This window comes from Segatella maculosa DSM 19339 = JCM 15638 (genome assembly GCF_000382385.1).
Taxonomy (GTDB): Bacteria; Bacteroidota; Bacteroidia; order Bacteroidales; family Bacteroidaceae; genus Prevotella; species Prevotella maculosa.
In genome coordinates, this window is the sequence record NZ_KB908325.1 from 109,676 (window position 1) to 126,818 (window position 17,143).

Sequence of the window (17,143 nt, forward strand, 5' to 3'; positions counted from 1 at the left end):
GTCATATAAATAAATCTATTCGTCCTCCAACCTAGCCTCCTTGACGCTCCACTTCCTTGAACCTATATTCCCTGAACACGCCTTTTCGGTCTCTAAGCACCAGCGTTCCGTCGTCTTCAACCTCAACGATGGCAGCCTCGAACACCTCATTCTTGGCCACATCCCGATAGGGATAGAAGCCGTGACGATGGTAAAGTGCCTCGTGATAGAGGGCGGAAATGTCGCCATAACGGCCGTTTTCAATCCACGAATAGTACTTGTCGAAGGCCTCCAAAACCTCATTGAGCAACTTCTTTCGGTCTGTTTCATGGTCCAAAATCTGCGCCAATGACACGGGATTCGGGGCATCACTCGTGAATACTTGCTGATTTACATTGAGTCCGATGCCAAAGATACAATCCTTGATGCGGCCTGCCGACAAGGTTATTTCAATCAAAGTGCCGCAGATTTTGCGGTCGTTCCAATAGACATCATTGGGCCATTTCAGCGTAATGCCGGCCATATAAGCATCGAGTGCGTCTTTTATTGCCAGTCCACCGGCCATGGATAACAGGAATTGACAGCGCACCGGAACCATCACGGGACGTACCTTGATGCTGAAAAGCAAGTTTTTTCCACGCTCACTTTCCCATGTATTCGTGCCTTGTCCACGGCCCTTGCATTGGAAATCCGCCACGACGACGCTGATACGCTGCCCGTTTTCGGTCGGCAGTCTGCGCATTTCATCATTGGTGGACTCTACTTCTTCGAGCCACACCACCGCAGGTTGTTCTTTCTTCTTCGTTTTCTTGAAAAACCACATACTTGCTTTTGCTTGCGACATCGGCCACTTTCACACCAACAACGGGTTGAAAGCATCGATGATATGTTCGAGTTTGAAGTTCTCAGGAGCGGTTCCGACGATGTTAATCAGGTCGAAACGCAGTTCATCCCAGATAGCCCGCTCTTTCACATAGGCATCGGCAGCACGGCCAAGGTTGCGTATCTTGCGTGCATCAACAGCGTCTTCGGGACGGACAATGGCGTCTGAACTTCGCGTTTTCACTTCAACAAAGACCACCGTTGTGCCGTCTTCGGTGCGTGCAACGATGTCTATATCGCGACTACCTTGCCGCCAATCGCGCTCAATAATGCCGTAGCCCGCATGTTCCAAATAGGAGGCAGCGAAGTCTTCTCCTGCTTTTCCAAGTTCGTTATGCCTTGCCATAGTCGATGATTTCGGTTACAAAAATACGATTTTTATTCTGTTTCATCAAGTCTTTCAGCCTATATTTTGGATAGAATAGGAGCAGAAAACCTACAGAACGTGTTATTTTAGCTTGCAATACAGCCCACATCAGAACTTCATATCACATACTTTTAAAAACCATGTACCCACAATATAAAAAAAGAGACATAGGCATTGAACTTTAAGGATTATTTTATAACTTTGCAACCGTCGGTTAGCATTCAGCTATCTGATACCATTTTAAACTATCAATATGGAAATAAAGAACCTCAGTTTCTGCTATCCACGGCACAAACACCCTGTGTTCAGCAACTTTAGCCTGCAGCTAACTCCCGGCCGCATCTATGGTCTTTTGGGGCCAAATGGGGCAGGTAAGTCTACCTTATTATATATAATGTCCGGTTTGTTGACGCCCGATAAGGGACAAGTGAGCCTCAATGGTACCAATGTTCGCAAGCGCCGGCCTTCCACGATGCGTGAGATTTTCCTCGTACCCGACGAATTTGAACTACCCAAAGTGACGCTGCAACAATATATCAAGACCAACTCGGTGTTCTATCCTCGTTTCTCTCAAGACGACATGAACACCTATTTACAGACTTTCGGCATGACAACCGATGTGCAATTGGGCGACCTTTCGCTTGGCCAACGCAAGAAGATTTTTATGAGTTTTGCCATGGCTACGCACACAAAAATACTGCTTATGGACGAGCCAACCAATGGGCTTGACATTCCGGGTAAGCGACAATTCCGCACGTTTGTGACGCAAGGTATTGGCGAAGACAGCATTTTCGTCATTTCAACCCATCAGGTGAAGGACATAGAAAGCGTGCTCAACCATGTGCTGCTCATTGACCGTAGCGAAGTGATCCGCAATGAAGAACTGAAAGCAGAAACCGATCTTGAAGCCTATTTCGAGGAGGCTATGCAAGGAAAGGAGGTACACCATGATTGATTTCTTTGACTGTAAGCGCTTCATGCGCTATTTAGGCAAGCTATGGACCGAACAACGCCGCACAATGTTTCTTTCGGCAGCCATTCTCTTGGGTATTATGTTTATCATAGAAGTGTGGATTTGCCTCACAGCCTACAACGATCCCTATGGTTATGGAGATTGTGTAAGGACAGCAGACCCTGCACGAACCAGCATATCCTTCAGCTGTTCGCTGCTCTTTGTGGCAAGCAGCTGCATTGCGGCAAGCCGACTTTTCACCGACGGACAACAGAAAGCAGGGCGCATTCAAGTGCTGACAATGCCCGTGAGCATGTTTGAGAACTGGCTTGCCCGCATCGTTCTCTTCGTTGGCGGCTACGTTCTTGTATTCCATATCGTCTTTTATGCATTGGAAGTCTGCCGGGTCGTGCTACTCACCTCCATTTATCCAAACGTAGACTTGGCCGTACAAAGCTTGTCTTCGATAACATCTTTTCAACACGCCCCCCTGATGAATGCCCTCTATACCCTCGTATGGTATATCTATCCCATATCGCTTTTCGTGCTTGGAAGCATGGTTTTCCCACGCAAACCGCTGCTGGGAACGACCATCAGTGTATTCATCTTGGGGTTGATTGCCGTGTTCATTTTGGCGTTCTTCAGCTCTTTCAGCGAAATATTGATAGACACCTTGACCCTTTGGGCAGCCTTCCTAAGCATGGCAAACCTATGGCTTTCGTATCGTAGAATGTGTGAATTGGAAGTGATTGACCGCATGTAAACACGAGGAGGAACGACAATGAAGACAACAACGAAAATCATCATAGGGCTCATTACAGTCTCTTATCTGCTTCCTTTTATAGGCTTTGAGATTGAAAGAACAACCGAAAAAGTGTTCTTAGATACGTCGGTCAGGGCAGCGTTCAAGGCAAAAGAGGCGAAGGCGATAGCGTCGTATGCCGTTTATAGCGACCAATTGAACACCGACCAATACCGCGTCATGCTTATTCCCGACGACAAAGTAGGGGGCATTGTGGTAGACTATCCGGCAGAACTCGTTGAGGTGAGTCTGTCCAAAGGCGTGCTCCAAATTAACAAGACCAAAAGGATTGCAGAACTGGAGAGGAACTCTATTTCTTACTATATCACTGAGATAGATTCCCAAAAAGACCCGAATGAAGAGGATTCCACAGAAGACGTTCCGGCAAATGTCACCGTCTATATCAAAGCACCGACAAAAACCATCAAAACATTATTAGCCAACCAAAAGGCTTTCTACATGGCCTTCGGCACTTTGGACTTGCGGGATTTGGACTTAGAAACCCTCGATATTCAGAAGAACATCAGCCTTTCTCTGAGGCGATGCACGATTAAAAACGCCACTATCAACATCGGCCCTCAACTCTTGACGACTTATAAGACGCGGATAAACAACCTTACACTCTACACGAAAGCTTACAGCAGCATTTCGACCTCGATAGACGAGCAAGAGGGAACCTATGTGAACCATCTCGTACTGAAAGCTGCTAGCGACATCATACTCAACCACACCGCATACGGCCATATCAAAGTGGAAAAGATAAATACAATGCCTTTGAGCATCACGCTGAACAATATCCAAGAAAACGCAATCTTGAAATAAACCGACATGGAACAGGCCGAGAACAAGGACGAACTTTACATGCGAAGGGCCCTCTATGAGGCAGAAAAGGCAGCCGAAGCGGGCGAAGTTCCCATTGGGGCTGTCATCGTATGTAAGGACAGAATCATCAGCAGAGCACATAATTTGACCGAGAAACTGCATGACGTGACGGCGCATGCCGAGATGCAAGCTATTACTGCCGCAGCCGATTTACTGGGCGGAAAATACCTGAATGACTGCACACTTTACGTGACTGTAGAACCTTGCACCATGTGCGCCGGGGCCATAGGTTGGGCTCAAATCGGGCGCATTGTCTATGGGGCAGCCGACGAAAAGCGCGGCTATCGCCTTTATGCCCCACGTGCCTTGCATGCCAAGGCCACGGTGACCCAAGGCGTTTTGGAACCGGAATGCAGAAAACTCATGCAGGAGTTTTTCAAAGAAAAACGGTAGAATGCTCGTTGTTTACAAACAATTAAAAGACAATCGTGCGGAAATAATCTTTTAATACTCCTTTGTAACGGTCTTGGCTGTCGGCACAGAGCACGACAACATGGCGCCCATCGCTCAACCTCGGCCCTTCGCACATGCCTTCGTAGTTGGCAAAGTCGTTGTCCACAAGGCGGAGCCACGTGCGCCAGCCCGTCACGAACTGCTTTTTCGGGCTGCCCGGCCTGATACGGAACACCTTGTTCATTACCCAACTGTTGAGTCTCAGCGGACGAATATACAGCTCACGCTCCAAAACAAGGAGTGTTCCGTCTTCGAGTGCCAGCAACTCAGCGACGCCATATGCGTGTCGGTTGTCGGGCTTATCGGTCGGCTCAAGTGGTTCGTCGGCCCGATAAGCATATTCCTTTTCCGCTTTCAAATCGGTCGTAAACTGTTTCAGGCGCAGCGAAAGGCCAGTGTCGCCAATGAGGGGCGACTCATTGACGGTGAACAAGCAGTCACGTTGCCGGTCATACGTAAGACTTTCAATGCTGCGGTTTGCTTGGCTCAGTCGGCGATAGTCTTCAATGACCGTCGTACGGACAACCTTTCCGGCCCGCATGTCATAGTCGATAATCTCAGAAGATGCCTCGTTTCCGATGTAAAGATGACGCGTTCGAGGGTCGTAGGCAACGGCTTCTTCGTCGCGATTTGCGCCCGGAATCACCGTGAACCCCTTGTTTTCAACCTGTCGAATCTCGCCATTCGGCGTCAGTGAAATATGGAAAACGTAAAAGCCCGCTTGGCTTCCTTTGTCGGAAACCACGGCATAATCATCGTTTCCCAAATAGGAAATGCCACTGTAGTTGCCCGGAGGAAGTGCCTTGAATGCATGTTGCGGCAGCAATTCAGCATGCAACGAGTCGCCGATTTCAACGTCTTCGGCAGAGTGCGGGAAGCCGCCTTCCTCGGTGAGAAAGGAAACCTGAAGCAATAGCATGGTGAATAAAACCGCGTGTCTGAAGTTCATAAGCAAAGCATTTTTGTTGACCGCAATCCCGCCGGTCGCCATCCGAGAAGATCATTCGAAGCGAATGCCGCTGCAAAGGTAATAAAAAAGGAGCTGACGTGTGCCCAAAACGAGCGTGATAAGCATTAATTAACACGGGAGAAGAAAGCGAAAGCGGAATGATTGCTGCGTCTTCACCCCTCAAAAGGAGGGGTATGACATAAATCCACTTGATGTTGCGCCCTTTTTCTCATACCTTCCATCGCTCCACCAACACCTCTAACCAGCGTTCCAAGCAATGAAACTGTGAGTTTCAAGCTATGGAACTGTGTGTTTCAAGCTATGAAACTGTAATTCCTTGCGTATAGAAAAAGAGTGATTCCAATGGCATTTAACCACTTGGGAGCTTCTATCTTATGGGAACATTTTGGAGAACCATTCCATTTCCGTGCACAGGTTTTTGCTGTCTGCTAGTCTCAGAATAATCCAACGCACAACCTTTGAAGTCTAAAAGTTCAAAAAACAAAAAAAGCTGAATGGTGAAAATCATTCAGCTTTTGCTTTTTGTTGGGATACCCGGACTCGAACCAGGAATGACAGGACCAGAATCTGTAGTGTTACCATTACACCATATCCCAAGATAGTGGCTCATTTCATTGGGAGCTTTGACCTTTTGCGTCTGCAAAGGTAGCACATTTTCGGGGACTGCCAAAACTTTTCTGTCCTTTTTTTCAAAAAATATAAAAATCAAGAAAATAGAAATAGAATTATAGAAGACATAACCATAAATTATGTACCTTTGCTCTTCGAGATCAAAACCGTATGTTCACAAAAAGAAAAACTATTCATGGGAGTAACTGAAAAGCTGGTTGAGACAATCACAAAAGGTATTCAAGAGAAGAAAGGACAAGACATCACCGTCATCAATCTGGAGCATATCGACGGGGCAATTGCCAAATATTTCATCATCTGTCAAGGCAATTCACCGATGCAGGTCGAGGCTATTGCAGGTTCGATCGGTGACACCGTGCGCGAGGAAATGAAAGAAAAACCCGTCAACGTGGCTGGATTGGGCAACAATCAGTGGGTGGCCATCGACTATTCCGACGTGCTCGTGCATGTTTTCCTGCCCGAAATGCGTGCCTATTACAATATAGAGATGCTATGGGAAGATGCTGAATTAACAAATATTCCGAACCTTGATTAGGCATTTGGCATGTTATTTGATACCACATTCCCCATATAAACCAGAAACTTTCATCGCAATATGGACAATAACAACTTTTTAAATAGGAATGGTGGCCACGAACCGAAGATGCCACGCTTCAATATGAACTGGATTTACCTGTTGGTGGCCATCGTTGCAGGCATTCTGCTCTTTTCGGGAGGCGGAAATATGCTCGCCGGAGAAGGAACGAGCCGCGAAGTCTCCTATCCTAAGTTCAAACAATACGTGACCAAGGGCTATGCAACCAGTGTTGTCGTGAACAAGGAAAAGAGTACGCTGAAGATGTTCGTCCATCCGAAGCACATTCAAGACGTGTTCCACATGAACAGTCGGCAGGTGGGGAAGCAACCCTACGTGAACGTGGTCTTCGGTTCTGTAGATGAACTCGAAAAGTTCCTGACTTATGAACAAAAGAGCGGAAAAATCATTGACTTCAGCTATGACAACGACTCTGGGAACGGCATTCTCAACAACCTGCTCTTCTCGTTCGGGCCGCTGGTTCTCCTTGTCATCTTTTGGATTTGGATTACAAGGCGCATGGCTGGAGGAGGAGGTGCCGCCGGTGGCGGTGGGATTTTCAGTGTAGGCAAGAGCAAAGCCAAGCTATATGAGAAGGCCAACGACCTCGGGATAACGTTTAAGGATGTGGCCGGACAGGAAGGAGCCAAGCAGGAAGTGCAGGAAATCGTTGAATTCCTGAAAAATCCACAGAAATATACCGAACTTGGTGGTAAAATCCCCAAGGGCGCACTGCTCGTGGGGCCTCCGGGAACGGGCAAGACCCTGCTGGCCAAAGCAGTTGCAGGCGAAGCCGGGGTCCCGTTTTTCTCGATGAGCGGTTCAGACTTCGTTGAAATGTTCGTCGGTGTTGGTGCGAGTCGCGTGCGTGATGTCTTCGCCCAAGCCAAACAGAAGTCGCCTTGCATCATCTTTATCGATGAAATCGATGCCGTGGGCCGTGCCCGCAGCAAGAACCCCTCCATGGGTGGCAACGACGAACGCGAGAATACACTGAACGCACTGCTGACCGAGATGGATGGTTTTGGAACCAACAGTGGAGTCATCGTACTTGCGGCCACGAACCGTGCTGATATGCTCGATAAAGCGTTGTTGCGTGCCGGTCGCTTCGACCGCCAAATCAATGTTGACCTGCCTGACTTGGCCGAGCGCAAGGCCATATTCCAAGTACACCTGCGGCCATTGAAGATTGACAACAGCCTCGACATCGATTTTCTGGCACGACAGACACCGGGCTTTTCGGGTGCCGACATCGCCAACGTTTGCAATGAAGCGGCATTGATTGCGGCACGGCACAACAGTAAAACGGTTAGCAAGCAAGACTTCCTTGATGCCGTTGACCGCATTATCGGGGGATTGGAAAAGAAAACGAAGGTCATGACAGCTGCCGAAAAGCGCTCTATTGCCTTGCATGAAGCTGGTCACGCCACCATCAGTTGGTTCTGCGAGCATGCCGATCCGCTCGTCAAAGTGAGCATCGTGCCCCGCGGACAGGCCCTCGGAGCGGCTTGGTATCTGCCCGAGGAACGCCAGATTACGACCAAAGAACAGATGCTTGACGAGATGTGTGCCCTGCTCGGAGGGCGTGCGGCAGAGGAGTTGTTCACCGGACACATCTCCACCGGCGCGATGAACGACCTCGAACGGGCCACAAAGAGTGCCTATGGCATGATTGCCTACGCCGGCATGAGCGACCGTCTGCCCAATATCTGTTACTACAACAATCAGGAATATCAGTTCCAACGCCCCTATTCCGAGACCACGGCCAAGGTGATTGACGACGAGGTGCTGAAAATGATCAACGAACAATATGCGCGCGCCAAGCAGATTTTGAAAGAACAGCAGCGAGGCCACAATGAATTGGCCGAATTGCTCATTGCCCGTGAGGTCATTTATGCCGAAGACGTGGAAAAGATATTCGGCAAACGGCCGTGGGTGAGCCGTGCACAAGAAATCATCAATGAGAACGAAGCCAACGTTCCTACGTTGGATGACATGCCCGACGCCGTGAAACAGGCCGAGGCAGAACATCAAGCATCATTAGAAAACAAAGAGAATAATGAGTGACAAACAGAAAAACCTGATTGTAAGAGCCATCGTCGGTGCGCTCTTTGTCGTTGTCATGGTGGCCGGCTTCCTCAGTCCGCATGCCATGGTGGCCTTGTTTGCCTTGATCACGGGGCTTACGATATGGGAATTCACGGGGCTTGTGAACCAAAGGGGTGGAGTTGCCGTCAACCGATTTATCACTACGGTGGCGGGTGTCTACTTTTTCCTGACTGTTGCAGCCATCCGAATGGGCATAACGTCAAACTTCGTTATCTTTGTCCCTTATCTGCTGACCATCGTCTATCTATTCATCAGCGAACTCTATTTGAAACAAGAGGACCCCATCAACGATTGGGCCTATACGATGCTCTCGCAGTTGTATATTGCAGTCCCGTTCTCGATGCTCAATGTGCTGGCTTTCGACCGTCCGTCAACGGGTGCGGTCGTCCATTACGACATGTTGTTGCCGCTGTGCGTGTTCGTGTTCCTTTGGATTAACGATACGGGTGCTTATTGCAGCGGCTCTTTGTTCGGAAAACACAAGCTGTTCCCTCGCATCAGTCCCGGAAAGAGTTGGGAAGGAAGCATCGGTGGCGGCATACTTGTGGTAATCGTGGCTGGCATCATCGGCTATCATGCCAATGCTGGGCTGCAACCTTCGCAACTGTCCGTGGCCGGTTGGGCTGGTTTGGGCCTTGTCGTTGTGGTCTTCGGAACGTGGGGCGACCTTGTCGAAAGCCTTTTCAAACGCACTTTGGGCATCAAGGACAGTGGAAAAATCCTACCGGGACATGGCGGAATGCTCGACCGCTTCGACTCTTCACTCATGGCCATTCCCGCTGCAGTCGTGTATCTCTACACCCTGCAATTGCTTGCCTGACAGTCCGTCGGTATATCATGGGCATACCGAAGGGAGGGAGTCTTCACGCTGCATTTTGCTTCTAAGTGGAGACTGCCCACGTCTCATGCCGCCACGCAAACGACCTCACGCCGCCATGCAAATGGGCCTGCTCGTTGTCTCAATGATTTTGCAGTCCAATCTCAACCGTTTTGCAACGCAATCTCAGCCGTTTTAGCCCCCAATATGGCTGAAATTGTTCGGCAATATGGCCTGAAGTAAATTTTCGTATGTGTTTTTCCTGTTCCGCCTGATGCAAATATACAAAATTATGCAGGCGAATGCAAGACTTTTTCGGATTTATTTTTGCAAATCTTTTCGGGGCAGTCAAGAGGCCTGAAACAGAAAACAAACCGGCGACGACGACGTGAACGGGCAATACCCGAAAGAAAACAACGGCGACGGCGACGAAACTGCATAACCTCCCAAACAAAATAATCGGCGACGGCGGCGACTTTATCTCTTTCTTTCTTCCGTCGTCTTTCTTTTTCTCTTGTTCTTGTTCTTTGTTCTTAGGAAAATTAACTGATTGATTATCAAGCTTTTCATTTGTTAATTTATTTAAACTTCTGTTTGACTTTTCTCTTTTCGCGGAAAAACTAAAAGATTTTAACAGCTTATATGAAATGCAAAAGTTGTCAGATAAAGAAACTTTATTTACCTTTGTTATATGAGAAGATAAGGACATACGGTGGCTATTCCCAGACATTCATGCAGGCATTGGATGAGAATGTGCAGCGAAAGATAGATTATGCCCTGCAACTATTGAAGACACAAGAAAGACTTTCGGTAAAATTCGTCAAAGTCATCAGGGACGGCCTATTTGAATTGAGAATTGAATACGAGAGTAATATCTATCGCGTGTTCTTCATCTTCGACAATGGTCAGGTGGTAGTACTATTCAATGGATTTCAAAAGAAGTCGCGGAAGACGCCCAAGCAAGAAATAGAAAAAGCATTAAAAATAAAGAAGGCATATTATGCTTCAAAAAAGTTACCCAAATAATTGATAACATCCCTGATCTTGAGGAGTTTTCAAAAGATGTTATTTTAGTATTATTAGAAAGAAATATTATTAAAAAAAAAATTATGGTTTGGAATCATAGAATAGTACTGATTTTGCTTGAATGCATGATGCTTAGCTGTAGCTATGGATGTATGAGAAATCAGCCAAAGAGTCAAATATCCAGTAAAAACATAGCTACAAAGAAAGTAACAGATAATATGAAAAACATAGGAAATGAGAGGAAGGTGCTTTTGGCTAAAAGTGGCTTTAAATTTCCAAGTGCACAAGAGTTCGAGTCTAAAATAAAACAAGTATTTGGATATGATGTTAAAGAAAACACAAGTGATATCATTGAAGTGGAATTAAATCCTTTAATTGAGGACGAACCCAATAATCTTATAATATATAAGAAAGATAGATTTGTTGATTTGAATATTCATTCAGAGGTATATGATGATAAATTATATCTACTGGCTTTCAATAATTATCTATTCTATGGAAAGAAATCAGATTTTGCATACATGCAAAAAGATTTATACCACATATATGAATTAGTACAAGATTTTGGATATTGGGATAATCATCTCAAAACCTTTATCTTTAAAAAGATGAAAGCCGATGAGGATAATCGTGCTTGGTTTTCTATATTCTTTGGGAGAATTGGGATAAACGGAAAATGGAAGCTAAGAAGAAATATATTCAGACAATACTGTACAGAGGCAGAAAACTGTCAAACGATGTTTATGCCTTTTCTTGAAGAGATTCTAAATGAACCTTATAAAACAAAATACGAGGGTAATCTTGACGAAGATGTGGCCTATATCTTAGAACTTATATCAAAGAAAGAATTAGAAAAGGAACAGACTCCCGGTGTGATCGGTATCATAAGTGATACGTATTCAAAGCATCCGGAATTGCTCAATAGATTCAAAAAGAAGAATTATTATGGATATGAGAACCTGAAAATTTATTCACAATATTATGAAGATGAAATACAAGAAAACGATAAATGAAATATGAGAATATCAATACTTTATAAAAATAAATTATAGCGTTACGCTTTCTGGCAAATTTGAAGTTATAAGACATTTTAACCTCTTCCAATTTATACGCGAGTTCGGGTTAAGAAAGTCCTTGTAAAAGTTGGTAATCTCGTTAGTTTTTTGTAACTTTACAGTTGAAAATCAAAAACTTACAAAATATCTAAGCGATGATTACCAAGGACAAAGTTACAGAAATTTTCTGTATTATTGATGAGTTTGACAAGAATTTGAATGTAAACGTGGGGAAAAACTTTAATATGCAAATAGGAGAAGAAGCAAGTGTTAATGTTGAAGGTAATAGTAGTTTAATGGTAAACCAAGACTCGACAGTCTCTATCTCTAAAAATAGCATAGTAGATATTGGTGGTGATGAAAGGTATGAAACAAAAGGAAGTCTACAGGTTACTTCTGAGAAGAATGTGGATATTCATTCTTTAGGTGAAACCAATATAGAGTCAGATAAGCGAATGATCATCGCTGCACAAGATAAAATGTACATCAAGAGCAGTGATAAAGTAGATATAGCAAAAGGATAGAATGAAAAAACATTTATTAGTAGGACTTTTAGCTATTACAGGGTGTGTGATAGTTATAGCCTGTAATAACAAACAAGATATGAGCACAAGAACAAAATTTCCATGGGTTGCCAATGTTACAGCGCCCCGTAATTACCCGGTAGAAGTTAAATATGGCTTTGTGGGGTTTGGCCAAGGGCAGAAGTATCCTATTATGAGTTCTTTTGCCAATGCAGGGATAGGAATAAGTAAAGGTGAAGTAAGTTTTGCAGACTTGGATGGTGAGGGGCTTGATATGCCTAATCATTTAGAAGTTTTGTGGCTATCATATACCGAACGCAAATTTTACAAGGCAGATATAGCCTTTTCAGAAAGACTTCAAACAAAAATCCTCAACTCGTTCAGAGAAGGGTATTATAATAAATTTACAAAGAAACAGGAGGCATACTCTTGTTTCCTTGTCACTTTGCTCCCGGGAGGGAAAATATGGTTATATTTGAATGGCACCGCAAGATACAGTTTGGTGTGTGATACTTTGCAGGCAGATACTATAAATATGGAGCTTGGCGATTTTGACAAAGATGCACTTCTCGTTGATAGCACTGTTGAAGACTATTGCAAAGGAAATTTGAATGAGGAACAGGCTGTCAACCTCAAGAAAAATGGTGTTCCTTATGAACTTTGGAGCAAATATCAGGAACGCTTTAATTATGATAGCAAGTTCGAATTCGAAGACAAGAATAGCAAGTTGGATAGTAATACTATAGTTTATGAATATATAAATGGAGAGTTCAACTATGCTTGCGATGGTGTAAAAGTTGAAGACCGATCTCGCCCCAAGCAACTTTATTTGAAATGGAATGTTGCAGATACAACTTATACGGGCGAGTTTTTCTTTGACGAGCAAGAAATGCTGGATGCGTTTTCCAAAGGCTTTAAGAACAAAGCAGCGAATGCAAGAGGAACTTTTATGGTAAAAGTAAGCAAGTATAATAATCGGTTTGATATTTATTTGCAAGTGGGAGACAATAAGTATTATTTAAAGAATAGTCAAATAGATGTTTTTAAGGTTACACCTGAGAATGAAAAAGATGACGACCACTTATTCTATTGGAATTATGAAGGCGAAGAGGTTCGGAAATATATAGGAGCATAGTATGAAAGAAATATATACAAATAGGAAGTGTGGCATTGAACTTCCCGATAAGAATCCTAATAAAAGGCCCAATGATTCCATAGATATTACCATCGGTGTGTTTTTTGATGGAACAGGTAACAATAAATATAATGTGTACTTCAACCAAAGAGCAAAGGAAGAGTTCAAAAAGGGTTATGAAGCATATACAGATAAGAATGGACAGAAGAAATATAAACCATCTAAAGGTTATGATAGCTATAAAAGCGGATTTTCTAATGTTGCTATATTGTGGGAGATGTATGATACGAGTGTCCCCTATCAAGATAAGGTTTATATAGAAGGCCCAGGTACGAAGGCTCCCGTAGAGGGGTAGTCACTACTTCGCTGATGAAGAGGGACTTGCGTCTTCAGGAGAGGATGATGCTGTCTTTTGGGGAGAAGGTATGGGAATCCTTAATACGGGCGTTAGTGCAAAAATAAAAAGAGCGATTAGTCTTATAGATAATAAGATTGTATCCATATCTCAAAAAGCACAAGGGAAGAATATCAAGAGTATAACATTTGATGTGTTTGGATTTAGTCGCGGAGCAACAGAAAGTCGTATTTTTGCAAGAGAAATTCTTGGCAAGTACAATCCAATACCACGAAATCTAAGACTTATAGGGGCAGTAAAACGGTTGTGTAATTTCAACTGTGTCAAGGTTCTAATCCTTTAAATTCCCTCATCTGACTGACACGATTTTTAATCGTGCCGGCCAGATGAGGAACCTTTCTTCCGAGGCAAAGTTACATAATTTCAAAACGTTCTCCAAATTTTATTGCTAATTGTTGTGATATCTGAGACTAGTTTGCAAGTGGCATAGTCCACTTCTCACGTATGTTCCGGTATGCCAGATACACAAGCTTTTCGAGAGATGTATCGGACGGGAAGACGCCTTTGTTCTTCGTTACCCTGCGTACTTGTCTGTGGTAGCCTTCAACGGTGTTGGTGGTGTATATCAGCTTGCGTATCGCAGGTGTATACCGGAAGTGTTCCGTGAGGCGTTCCCAGTTGTCACGCCATGATTTTATGACGATGGGATACGTTTCTCCCCACTTGCCTGAGAGTGCGTCTAACTGTGTTTCTGCTGTCTCTTTGCTAACAGCACCATATACCGTTTTAAGGTCACGGAGGAACTCCTTTTGATGCTTACTGCCAACGTGTTTTATAGAGTTGCGTATTTGATGGACAACGCAGAGTTGGACACTTGTATTGGGGAATACGCTCTGTATAGCATCAGGAAAGTCTTTCAGACCGTCAATGCAGCATATCAGTATATCCCGGACACCTCTGTTCTGAAGATCGCTCAGAACCTCTAACCAGAAGTTAGCGCCTTCACTCTTGGAGACATACATACCAAGAAGTTCCTTGTGGCCTTCCTTGTTGATGCCTAAGACGTTGTAAATGGCACGTGAGACCGCACGTCCAGTTTCGTCCTTCACCTTATAATGGATGGCATCCAGCCAGCATATTGCATATACAGGATCAAGCATTCGTGAACGCCATAACTTGATTTCAGGCAGTACTCTGTCTGTGATGGAACTGATGGTTTCTGCAGATAGTTTGGTATCAAACTCACGCTCAAAATACTTGCTGATATCGCGAGTACTTGTACCAAAAGTATACATGTTTATAATCTGATCTGCCATACCTTCTGCAAGGATCGTTTCGCGCTTTCTGACGGTCTGAGGCTCAAAGGAACCGTCACGGTCACGAGGAGTTTCTACAGTGACCTCACCATAGCGTGTCTGCACTTGCTTAGGTATCTTACCATTACGGCGGTTGCCTTTTGAGCGTTCATCAATAGAGAGATGAGCATCCATCTCACCTTCAAGGGCAGCATTCAAAATGCGCTCCAACATTGGTGCCAAAGCACCTTCCTTACCAAATGACGGTTCTCCATTACGAAGCTGCTACGCAGCTCTCTTGTAATCAATTTCGTGGTTGTCCATAATAAATAAACTGTATAAAACTATTTCTTATTGTAGCATGACACAGTTTACTTTACACTCTCGTGTTCCTGAGCGATGCGGAAAAATGAAAGATGAGGAATAAACACCTAAACGACAATAATTTACCTTCAATCCGTAACCCTTTTTTCTTTTTCCCTAATGGGTTACGATTTGGTAACGGAACTCCTGCTATTTGATGCTCTTTTTCGCTTACCCTTATAATAGCAGAGAAATGCTAAATAATGCTATTTCAAATAGTTACATTTCCTGCGTTTCCCTCTGTTTCCCCTAATTCTTGACTACCGACTATGCCCGCAAACAATCACAAGATAGAAGATTATGATCTCGTGCTGGACGCTAAGTACGGCAAGGAGGGAACGCCGCAACGTCGGCTGTTTGAGGAAGAGGCAAAGGCTTTCTATGCCTCGCAAATCCTTCTGCAGGCACGTAAGGAAGCAAAAATGACGCAGAGTGAGCTGGCCGAGCGGACAGGAACGACAAAGTCGTATATCTCAAAAATAGAGAATGGGATGATAGAACCCGGTGTGGGCCTGTTTTTCCGCCTTATCAGTTCGCTCGGATTACGTATCGACATATTCAAGTCATAGGAAATATAGAAAGGAGAAAAATAAGAAATGAACTAAAAGATTGTAAGTCAACCTAATAGTTCATTAATGTTATTTTTAAGCGTGCGCCTGATAGGACTCGAACCTACACGGCCTAAACCACCAGATCCTAAGTCTGGCGCGTCTACCAATTTCGCCACAAGCGCATTGTGGTTGCAAAGGTACAATAATATTCTGAAATAACGAAGGGCTGCTCATGTTTTTTACCGTTTCCCATCAATGTTCACGGATGGCTGTGGGGGTCTTGCCAAATTGTGACAAGACATAACGTGTGAAATGGGCCGGCGATGAGAAATGAAACATCTCGCTGATTTCAAGCACTGTCATTCGCTGGCTACGAAGCTGCAACCGGATATCAACCTTTGCAAAATGATTGATCCAATAGTTGGCAGGGTGTCCCGTTACGACTCGACAAACATCTGAAAGATACTTTGCCGTAATGAAGAGCTTATCGGCATAGTAGGTCACATCTCGGTGTGCTTTATAATCTCCGTTGCGAAGTAATTCAATGAAATCCCTGATGAGTCGCGATGAATGCCGGGAGACATGAGATGGCCCATAGATGCGATGTTCGAAATTGAATATATCCAAAAAGAACTGTAGGCAACTGAAGCCTATCGCTTGTGAACGGAAAGCATGACGCTTGTCTTCCACTCGTCCGACAATGGCATTCATATCGTCCAAACTGCAAGCGACTTCTTTTTTTGTGAGCCGAAGAATAGGATTTTCCAAAAGGAGAAGCGTACTTCGAATGCCAAAGTTAATGTCGGGAGTAATATTCTCTATAAAAGGAAGATGGATATACAGCACCATCACTTCGAAATCATGGCGTGGCATAATATATCGCATTAACTGATGTTCACGGATAATCAGCAAGTTGTCTTTCCGGAAATCATATTTCCTGTCATTATAAACGAAACTGCACGCCCCCCGCGTACAGAGTGCATGCACAACATAATCCTTTGTCTCAGCAACTCCTGTTTTTGTGAAATCGTTACCTATGATAATTACATCGGTGTTATCCATAAGCGATATTATTAAAATTAACAAGGACCTTAATATAACAGACCTATGGACAAAGATAGTAATTATCTTTCGAAACTATTGTCAAGTTTTAAGAAAATGTTTTCTTTTTCTTAAAAACCTTAATTCCGCAGCATAAATTCTTGTGAGAACTCCAAGTGCCTGGGAAACAAAGTTCTCAAAACACTCGGATATGTCAGAAATTTCACCTATCTTGGTGCTGCAAACATAACAAGTAAGCAAAAATCTGACATGACAAAGGTAGCAATTAAAAACGAGAATATCACTTCTTTCGGTGGAATTTACATCATTTCTTTGTGGCTTTTCATACTTCCCCATTGGTTTGGGTGGGGGATTTCATGA

Annotated in this window: 18 protein-coding genes, 2 tRNA genes and 2 pseudogenes; 14 read left to right on the forward strand and 8 right to left on the reverse strand. The window is 44.3% G+C overall.

The window, feature by feature from the left end:
- Nucleotides 1–31: 31 nt before the first annotated feature.
- Nucleotides 32–802 carry a biotin--[acetyl-CoA-carboxylase] ligase gene (locus H164_RS0107935; RefSeq protein WP_154652127.1) on the reverse strand — a complete coding sequence of 257 codons (771 nt, stop codon included), beginning with the start codon at nucleotides 800–802 and terminating at the stop codon, nucleotides 32–34.
- A gap of 30 nt (nucleotides 803–832) precedes the next feature.
- Complete coding sequence (locus tag H164_RS0107940; RefSeq protein ID WP_019968120.1) at nucleotides 833–1,207, reverse strand: YraN family protein; 375 nt, start codon at nucleotides 1,205–1,207, stop codon at nucleotides 833–835.
- A gap of 274 nt (nucleotides 1,208–1,481) precedes the next feature.
- Here H164_RS0107940 and H164_RS0107950 point away from each other — a divergent pair, with 274 nt between their 5' ends.
- The 4 genes from H164_RS0107950 to H164_RS0107965 are packed head-to-tail and all read left to right on the forward strand — an operon-like array spanning nucleotide 1,482 to nucleotide 4,257.
- Nucleotides 1,482–2,183: an ABC transporter ATP-binding protein gene (locus H164_RS0107950; protein WP_019968122.1), complete on the forward strand. Its 702-nt coding sequence runs from the start codon at nucleotides 1,482–1,484 to the stop codon at nucleotides 2,181–2,183.
- Nucleotides 2,176–2,943 carry a hypothetical protein gene (locus tag H164_RS0107955; RefSeq protein ID WP_019968123.1) on the forward strand — a complete coding sequence of 256 codons (768 nt, stop codon included), beginning with the start codon at nucleotides 2,176–2,178 and terminating at the stop codon, nucleotides 2,941–2,943. Before H164_RS0107950 ends, H164_RS0107955 begins: the two co-directional genes overlap by 8 nt.
- An 18-nt stretch (nucleotides 2,944–2,961) precedes the next feature.
- A complete protein-coding gene (locus tag H164_RS0107960; RefSeq protein WP_019968124.1) occupies nucleotides 2,962–3,804 on the forward strand; it encodes a hypothetical protein in 843 nt (280 codons plus the stop codon).
- A gap of 6 nt (nucleotides 3,805–3,810) precedes the next feature.
- Entirely contained in the window at nucleotides 3,811–4,257 is a 447-nt protein-coding gene (locus H164_RS0107965; protein ID WP_019968125.1) for a nucleoside deaminase, read from the forward strand.
- 22 nt (nucleotides 4,258–4,279) lie between these two features.
- Here the strand turns inward: H164_RS0107965 and H164_RS0107970 are convergent, their stop codons facing one another.
- Together H164_RS0107970 and H164_RS0107975 are read right to left on the reverse strand one after the other, a co-directional pair.
- Complete coding sequence (locus H164_RS0107970) at nucleotides 4,280–5,266, reverse strand: esterase-like activity of phytase family protein (RefSeq protein ID WP_025829823.1); 987 nt, start codon at nucleotides 5,264–5,266, stop codon at nucleotides 4,280–4,282.
- A 546-nt stretch (nucleotides 5,267–5,812) separates the two neighbouring features.
- Nucleotides 5,813–5,883 (reverse strand) — tRNA-Gln (locus tag H164_RS0107975).
- Nucleotides 5,884–6,092: 209 nt separating this feature from the next.
- On the opposite strand from H164_RS0107975, the gene rsfS reads away from it, so the two are divergent.
- The 3 genes from rsfS to H164_RS0107990 are packed head-to-tail and all read left to right on the forward strand — an operon-like array spanning nucleotide 6,093 to nucleotide 9,420.
- A complete protein-coding gene (gene rsfS / locus H164_RS0107980; RefSeq protein WP_008565992.1) occupies nucleotides 6,093–6,452 on the forward strand; it encodes a ribosome silencing factor in 360 nt (119 codons plus the stop codon).
- Between the two features lie 60 nt (nucleotides 6,453–6,512).
- The gene (gene ftsH / locus H164_RS0107985) at nucleotides 6,513–8,558 is read left to right on the forward strand and encodes an ATP-dependent zinc metalloprotease FtsH (RefSeq protein ID WP_026356291.1); all 2,046 of its coding nucleotides are present in this window, start codon (nucleotides 6,513–6,515) and stop codon (nucleotides 8,556–8,558) included.
- Entirely contained in the window at nucleotides 8,551–9,420 is an 870-nt protein-coding gene (locus H164_RS0107990; RefSeq protein WP_019968129.1) for a phosphatidate cytidylyltransferase, read from the forward strand. Before ftsH ends, H164_RS0107990 begins: the two co-directional genes overlap by 8 nt.
- 139 nt (nucleotides 9,421–9,559) lie before the next feature.
- On the opposite strand, the gene H164_RS15700 is transcribed toward H164_RS0107990, so the two are convergent.
- On the reverse strand, nucleotides 9,560–10,147 hold the full coding sequence (locus tag H164_RS15700; protein WP_162149770.1) for a hypothetical protein: 588 nt from the start codon (nucleotides 10,145–10,147) through the stop codon (nucleotides 9,560–9,562).
- Nucleotides 10,148–10,149: 2 nt separating this feature from the next.
- On the opposite strand from H164_RS15700, the gene H164_RS0108000 reads away from it, so the two are divergent.
- From H164_RS0108000 to H164_RS15895, 6 genes and pseudogenes are all read left to right on the forward strand, one after another.
- Nucleotides 10,150–10,443: a type II toxin-antitoxin system RelE/ParE family toxin gene (locus tag H164_RS0108000; RefSeq protein WP_019968131.1), complete on the forward strand. Its 294-nt coding sequence runs from the start codon at nucleotides 10,150–10,152 to the stop codon at nucleotides 10,441–10,443.
- A gap of 125 nt (nucleotides 10,444–10,568) precedes the next feature.
- Nucleotides 10,569–11,456 carry a hypothetical protein gene (locus H164_RS0108005; protein ID WP_019968132.1) on the forward strand — a complete coding sequence of 296 codons (888 nt, stop codon included), beginning with the start codon at nucleotides 10,569–10,571 and terminating at the stop codon, nucleotides 11,454–11,456.
- A gap of 197 nt (nucleotides 11,457–11,653) precedes the next feature.
- Nucleotides 11,654–11,737, forward strand: a pseudogene (locus tag H164_RS16160) (transposase); the annotation flags it as partial.
- On the forward strand, nucleotides 11,714–12,022 hold the full coding sequence (locus H164_RS15890) for a transposase (protein ID WP_455430844.1): 309 nt from the start codon (nucleotides 11,714–11,716) through the stop codon (nucleotides 12,020–12,022). The pseudogene H164_RS16160 and the gene H164_RS15890, both read left to right, overlap by 24 nt.
- Nucleotide 12,023: 1 nt before the next feature.
- Nucleotides 12,024–13,157, forward strand: coding sequence for a DUF2931 family protein (locus H164_RS0108015; protein WP_025829827.1), 1,134 nt, complete (start codon nucleotides 12,024–12,026; stop codon nucleotides 13,155–13,157).
- 1 nt (nucleotide 13,158) lies between these two features.
- A complete protein-coding gene (locus H164_RS15895; RefSeq protein WP_019968135.1) occupies nucleotides 13,159–13,512 on the forward strand; it encodes a hypothetical protein in 354 nt (117 codons plus the stop codon).
- Between the two features lie 470 nt (nucleotides 13,513–13,982).
- Here H164_RS15895 and H164_RS0108030 read toward each other — a convergent pair.
- Nucleotides 13,983–15,131 (reverse strand): annotated as a pseudogene (locus H164_RS0108030) (IS256 family transposase).
- Nucleotides 15,132–15,439: 308 nt separating this feature from the next.
- Between H164_RS0108030 and H164_RS0108035 the strand changes: the two are divergent.
- Entirely contained in the window at nucleotides 15,440–15,739 is a 300-nt protein-coding gene (locus tag H164_RS0108035; RefSeq protein WP_019968138.1) for a helix-turn-helix domain-containing protein, read from the forward strand.
- A gap of 82 nt (nucleotides 15,740–15,821) precedes the next feature.
- Here H164_RS0108035 and H164_RS0108040 read toward each other — a convergent pair.
- Nucleotides 15,822–15,903, reverse strand: a tRNA-Leu gene (locus tag H164_RS0108040).
- Between the two features lie 70 nt (nucleotides 15,904–15,973).
- Entirely contained in the window at nucleotides 15,974–16,783 is an 810-nt protein-coding gene (locus tag H164_RS0108045) for a helix-turn-helix domain-containing protein (protein WP_008565988.1), read from the reverse strand.
- Nucleotides 16,784–17,143 lie beyond the last annotated feature (360 nt).

Bases quoted from the DNA above. Each gene is read 5' to 3' on its own strand.
- H164_RS0107935 (WP_154652127.1), bottom strand. From the start codon at position 802: ATGTGGTTTTTCAAGAAAACGAAGAAGAAAGAACAACCTGCGGTGGTG.
- H164_RS0107940 (WP_019968120.1), bottom strand. From the start codon at position 1,207: ATGGCAAGGCATAACGAACTTGGAAAAGCAGGAGAAGACTTCGCTGCC.
- H164_RS0107950 (WP_019968122.1), top strand. From the start codon at position 1,482: ATGGAAATAAAGAACCTCAGTTTCTGCTATCCACGGCACAAACACCCT.
- H164_RS0107955 (WP_019968123.1), top strand. From the start codon at position 2,176: ATGATTGATTTCTTTGACTGTAAGCGCTTCATGCGCTATTTAGGCAAG.
- H164_RS0107960 (WP_019968124.1), top strand. From the start codon at position 2,962: ATGAAGACAACAACGAAAATCATCATAGGGCTCATTACAGTCTCTTAT.
- H164_RS0107965 (WP_019968125.1), top strand. From the start codon at position 3,811: ATGGAACAGGCCGAGAACAAGGACGAACTTTACATGCGAAGGGCCCTC.
- H164_RS0107970 (WP_025829823.1), bottom strand. From the start codon at position 5,266: ATGAACTTCAGACACGCGGTTTTATTCACCATGCTATTGCTTCAGGTT.
- rsfS (WP_008565992.1), top strand. From the start codon at position 6,093: ATGGGAGTAACTGAAAAGCTGGTTGAGACAATCACAAAAGGTATTCAA.
- ftsH (WP_026356291.1), top strand. From the start codon at position 6,513: ATGGACAATAACAACTTTTTAAATAGGAATGGTGGCCACGAACCGAAG.
- H164_RS0107990 (WP_019968129.1), top strand. From the start codon at position 8,551: ATGAGTGACAAACAGAAAAACCTGATTGTAAGAGCCATCGTCGGTGCG.
- H164_RS15700 (WP_162149770.1), bottom strand. From the start codon at position 10,147: ATGTCTGGGAATAGCCACCGTATGTCCTTATCTTCTCATATAACAAAG.
- H164_RS0108000 (WP_019968131.1), top strand. From the start codon at position 10,150: ATGCAGGCATTGGATGAGAATGTGCAGCGAAAGATAGATTATGCCCTG.
- H164_RS0108005 (WP_019968132.1), top strand. From the start codon at position 10,569: ATGATGCTTAGCTGTAGCTATGGATGTATGAGAAATCAGCCAAAGAGT.
- H164_RS0108015 (WP_025829827.1), top strand. From the start codon at position 12,024: ATGAAAAAACATTTATTAGTAGGACTTTTAGCTATTACAGGGTGTGTG.
- H164_RS15895 (WP_019968135.1), top strand. From the start codon at position 13,159: ATGAAAGAAATATATACAAATAGGAAGTGTGGCATTGAACTTCCCGAT.
- H164_RS0108035 (WP_019968138.1), top strand. From the start codon at position 15,440: ATGCCCGCAAACAATCACAAGATAGAAGATTATGATCTCGTGCTGGAC.
- H164_RS0108045 (WP_008565988.1), bottom strand. From the start codon at position 16,783: ATGGATAACACCGATGTAATTATCATAGGTAACGATTTCACAAAAACA.